Raw genomic sequence first — 4,732 nt, 5'->3', positions numbered from 1 at the left:
CCGCCTGGGCCGGCCCGGAGGCGGCCGAGGCATACGTGATGCCTGTGGCCGCGAGGGCTGCCGCCGCCGCGAACGCGGCGGTGACAGCGGTGGAACGCGTTGCCATGTCACTTCTCCTCTCTGAGAGACGTCGGCTGTGAGAGCCGATGCGAGATTGAACGTACAGATGATCTCGAAATCTGTCATATCGGACATACCGAAAATCTGATGACCAATCCGATTGGCGTAACGGTGACGCTGACACGACGTCACTCCGGCGACGTCCTGCCCGTGGGGCCCGCAGGTGCCGGCCGGTCACCAACCGGTCGTGAGGTGATGATTGAGGAGCAGCGCGAGGACGGCCTGCGCGGCCAGCCAGGCGCGGGGTCGGGGCAGGAGCGCGCAGGCCGTCAGCAGCCACATCGCGAACGGCAGCCAGATGCGTTCCGTCTCCGCCTTGCTCATGCCGGACAGGTCGGCGACGAGCAGCGCGAGCGGGGCGGACAGCACGAGCACCGCGAGGCGTGCCTCGGCGGACGGGGCGGACGGGCCCGGCGGAGTGAGAGCGCCCGCGCGCCGCCGGACAAGTGCGGGCCCGGCGCGCCGCAGACCCGCCGCCGTCGCCGGGCCGACGATGAGCACCGTTCAGGCGAGGTTCGCCCACACCCAGTAGCCGCAGGGCCGGGTGCCTCCGGCGCCCTGGTGGTAGCGCCGGACCAGCCCGGACCAGCAGGCGGTAGGCCTCCCACCGTTCGAAGCCGGAGAGGGTGAACAGCAGCGGGACCACGAGGAGTCCGCCGATCAGGAGCGGGAACCCCTCGGCCAGGTGACGGCGGCGGTTGCGTCCGAGCACCACGGCGCCCGCAAGGATCGGTGCGAACAGCGTGAGCCCGTACGACAGATGGCAGGTCAGACCGAACAGCAGTCCCGAACCGAACGTGGCGGCCCGTCTGCCGCCCGCCCGGTCATTGCGAGGGCGAGCAGCGCCACGGACCAGGCGGCCACCGCCGCGAAGTACGCGTCGGCGGAGGTGCCCATCCACACGGCGGCCCGCGCCGACACCAGGAACGGTGCCGCGCGCCGCGCCAGGTCCTCCCCGGCCAGCGCCCGCACCGCCACCAAGGACTGCCACGCAGGCCGTGGCGCCGACGGTGATGCACCAGACCCGGCCCAGCCCCCGCCGCGCAGTCCGAGACGGTCCAGCAGGACGAACGCGAGGGTGGACGCGGGGGGATGCCCGGCGACATGCGCGGGCCGGTGGCCGGGGGAGTGGAGAAGGACGTGGTGGGTGAAGTCCCGCAGGGTGGCCGGGATGTCGTGGAAGCGGTCGATGACCTGGAGGTACTCGTAGCGGGTGGTGAGGCGGACCGCCACACCCCGCTGCCAGCCGTCGACGAGGGCGTGGGAGAACGTCCAGACCGTGGCGGTGCCCCAGACCGCCGCGAGCAGCGCGCGCCACGGCAGCCGCGCGGCCACTGCGGGGCCGTACACCACCACGGCGATGGCCACCGTCAGCGCGGCCGGGGTGCCCGGCCCGACGTGCGGGTCCCGACTAACGGGCAGTGGTGGCCAGTTCACGAACGGTGTGTGGTGGACGTCCTGGATGTGGCGGCCGATCGACACCGCCGCCACGACGAGTGAGGCGGCGGCCAGGGCGGCGATCAGATCACGAAGAGAGGGGCGGGTCACAGCGGAACGCTGGGTCCGGGGCGGAAAAAGCGGCGGCCGCCCGGCGCGGACGTCAGCGTTTCGTCATGGCTCGCGAACCCCTTGACGGGGTGGTCCCTGCCTACGGTCGGGGCATGCCACGGTCTCCCTTCTCTCCCTCGTTCTGGCGCAGCCCGCTGCGCGGGCCCTGGTTCACCTCGATGCTCGGACTCGTCCTGCTGCGGGATCACGGTGCTGTTCGTGACCGGACTGCTGTCGTACGCCGCCTACAACCCCGGTCTGTCGCCGGTGAACGACAAGACCCCCGGCAAGGGCCTGCTCGGCTTCTACCTCTTCGCCTGGCCGACCGACCCGCCCTGGCTGTACCGGCTCACCCAGGGTGTCCACGTGACGCTGGGGATCACGCTCATCCCCGTCGTGCTGGCCAAGTTGTGGTCGGTCGTGCCGAAGCTGTTCGCGCTGCCGCCCGCCCGCCCGCCCGGTCGCTCGCGCACGCGCTGGAGCGCGTCTCGTTGCTCCTGCTGGTCGGCGGTGCCCTGTTCGAGTTCACCACCGGGGTGCTCAACGTCCAGCTCGACTATGCCTTCCCCGCCTTCCCCGGCTCCTTCCACCCGCTGCACTTCTACAGAGCCTGGGTCTTCTTCGCCGCGTTCGTGGCGCACGCCGCGCTCAAGACGCCGGCGGCCGTGCGCAATCTGCGCCATCCACGCGAGGAGGAGGGGGAGCTGGTGTCCCCGGTACCCGCACCGCCGACCGTGTCGCGGCGCGGGGCGCTGGGACTGGTCGGGGCCGGCTCGCTGCTGCTGTTCGGCACGACGGCGGGACGCGGCTTCGACAGGCCGCTGCGGCGGACGGCCATCCTCGCGCCGCACGGTGGTGCCGACCCGGCCGGCGGCCCCGGAGGCTTCCAGGTCAACAAGACGGCCGCGTACGCGGGGATCAGCGCCGCCGAGACGGGCGGCGAGGCGTGGCGGCTGATCGTCACCGGGCGCACCGGCACCGTTCGGCTCAGCCGTGCCGGACTGCTCGAACTGCCCCTGCACAGCGCGGCGTTGCCGATCGCCTGTGTAGAGGGCTGGGCTACCTCCGACCAGTGGTGGCGCGGGGTCCGGCTGAGCGACCTGGCGGCGCTCGTCGGGTACGGCACTCCCCCCGACGTCCTCGTGGAGTCCCTCCAGCGGCACGGCGCCTTCCGCCGGGCCGCCCTGCGCGCCAACCAGGTGGCGGACCCGCGCTCCCTGCCGGCCCTGTACGTCAACGGCGAGGATCTCACCCCCGACCACGGCTACCCCGCCCGGATCATCGTCCCCGCGGCGCCCGGTGTGCTCAACACCAAGTGGGTGGCCCGGTTGACCTTCGGCGACCTGTGAGGAGCGCTGTGAGAAGTACCACGAGAAGTACCACGAGAAGTACTCAGGGAAGAATCACGAGAAGAATCACGAGAAGAACTACGAGCGCAGCCACGAGAGATACCGCGACACCTGGTCGGTCCGTCCTCGGCAGCCCGCTGCCGATCCTGCTGCTGGTCTGCTCGTTCGCACTCGCCTGGTACGCGGGCGTGCGGTTGCTCAGGGGTGACTGGGTCTCGGTCGCCCTGTGGTTCGTGGGAGCGGCGCTGCTGCACGACCTCGTGCTGCTGCCGCTGTACGCGACGGGGGACCGCGCGCTCGTGAGGGCCCTGGGCGCGGTCGGGCGCCGGGAGTGGGCGGGGTACGTCCGCGTACCGGCCGCCCTGTCGGGGCTGCTCCTGCTGGTCTGGTTCCCGTTGATCAGCGGCCGGGTGACGAGCCGTTACCGATCGGCCACCGGGCTGTCGGCGGACGGGTTCCTCGGCCGCTGGCTCCTGATCACGGCCGTGCTCTTCGGCGGCTCGGCGCTGCTGTTCGTACTGCGGCTGCGCAGGGCGGCGAAACAGCGCCCGCCGGCCGTCCACTGACCGACGGCACGCCAGCCCGCGCGGCGCGCATGGCGCAGCAGGGCCGGCGTGCCCAGGCGGGCCCAGAGGAACGGGGCGCCCGCGCTGTGCCGGTCGTCGGAGCCGTGGACGACCTGGACGCGGACCCGCTCGTCGATGTCCACGGCCACGGTCTCGGCGATCAACAGCCCACCAGGAACCAGGAGCTGGACCAGGCGACGCAGGAGGGCGCGCGGGTCGCCGCCGATGCCGACGTTGCCGTCCATGAGGAGGGCGGTGCCCCAGCCGCCCTCGCCGGGGACCGGGTCGAAGACGGAGCGGAGCAGCGCCGGGCCCTCCCCGCGCTCCCGATGTCCCAGGCGGCGGACCGTCTGCGCGACGGCCGCCTCACTGACGTCGATGCCGAGGACGCGCCGCCCTTGTGCGGCGAGCGCCGCGACCAGCCGGCCCGGCCCGCATCCCACGTCCAGGACGGCGCCCTCGCAGCGCTCGAGCACCTCCAGGTCGACCGGGTCGGCGGCCGCGCACCACCGTTCCACCTCCAGCGGCAGCAGCCAGCCGTCGGCCCGCCGCAGGAACAGGGGACCGCGGCCGGTCCGCAGGGCGTCGGAGTACGGATCGGCGGCGGCCCACGCAGGCGTGGTGATGCCCGCGGTCCGTGTCGCGGCGACCGCCGTGGCGAGGTCGTGTGCTGTGCTCATCGGTCGGCGACCGCCCCGAGGCGGGCCAGTTCCGCGGCGAACCGGCCGCGCGGGGCCGCGGCGGCGACCGACCGCGCGTCGGCGGCCGTGTCGACGTCGCGCAGGCGGGGCAGATCGCGTACCCGAAGTCCGGCCGCCGTGAGGCGCCCTCGCTGGACCGCGCCCGTGACGGCCGTCGACATGGGCACCCCCCGCAGCAGACCGGGATCGGGCTCGGCCAGCCCCAGAGCCCAGAAGCCGCCGTCCTCGGCGGGGCCGAAGCAGGCGTCGTATCCCTCGAAGTCCACCGTGAGCAGGTCCGGTGTCACCTGCGGGGTGTCCATCCCGATCAACAGCGCCGGACCTTCGCAGCAGGCGAACGCGTCGGCCAGGCGCTCGTCCAGGCCGCCCGGGCACTGCGCCACGACGTCGAAGCCGGGCGGCAGCCAGGGGCCGGGGGAGCCGTCGAGGACGAGCACCCGGCGTGTCG

2 protein-coding genes and 2 pseudogenes are annotated in these 4,732 nt (G+C 73.1%); 1 reads left to right on the top strand and 3 read right to left on the bottom strand.

Annotated features, from left to right (window positions below):
* Positions 1–294: 294 nt before the first annotated feature.
* Positions 295–1,668 (bottom strand): annotated as a pseudogene (locus ACFSL4_RS00110) (hypothetical protein).
* A gap of 113 nt (positions 1,669–1,781) precedes the next feature.
* Here ACFSL4_RS00110 and ACFSL4_RS00105 point away from each other — a divergent pair.
* Positions 1,782–3,017, top strand: a pseudogene (locus tag ACFSL4_RS00105) (molybdopterin-dependent oxidoreductase).
* A gap of 421 nt (positions 3,018–3,438) precedes the next feature.
* Here the strand turns inward: ACFSL4_RS00105 and ACFSL4_RS00100 are convergent.
* A complete protein-coding gene (locus ACFSL4_RS00100; protein ID WP_381076648.1) occupies positions 3,439–4,263 on the bottom strand; it encodes a class I SAM-dependent methyltransferase in 825 nt (274 codons plus the stop codon).
* A partial coding sequence (locus tag ACFSL4_RS00095) for a TIGR04282 family arsenosugar biosynthesis glycosyltransferase (RefSeq protein ID WP_381076645.1) occupies positions 4,260–4,732 on the bottom strand: 473 nt, incomplete at its 5' end. The genes ACFSL4_RS00095 and ACFSL4_RS00100, both read right to left, overlap by 4 nt.

It is taken from the genome of Streptomyces caeni (assembly GCF_042678285.1).
Taxonomy (GTDB): Bacteria; Actinomycetota; Actinomycetes; order Streptomycetales; family Streptomycetaceae; genus Streptomyces; species Streptomyces caeni.
Note: the sequence above shows the minus strand (reverse complement) of the source record. Positions and strands in the feature narration are given on the sequence as shown.

Coding starts and splice junctions, on each gene's coding strand:
- ACFSL4_RS00100 (WP_381076648.1), bottom strand. CDS start 4,263: ATGAGCACAGCACACGACCTCGCCACGGCGGTCGCCGCGACACGGACC.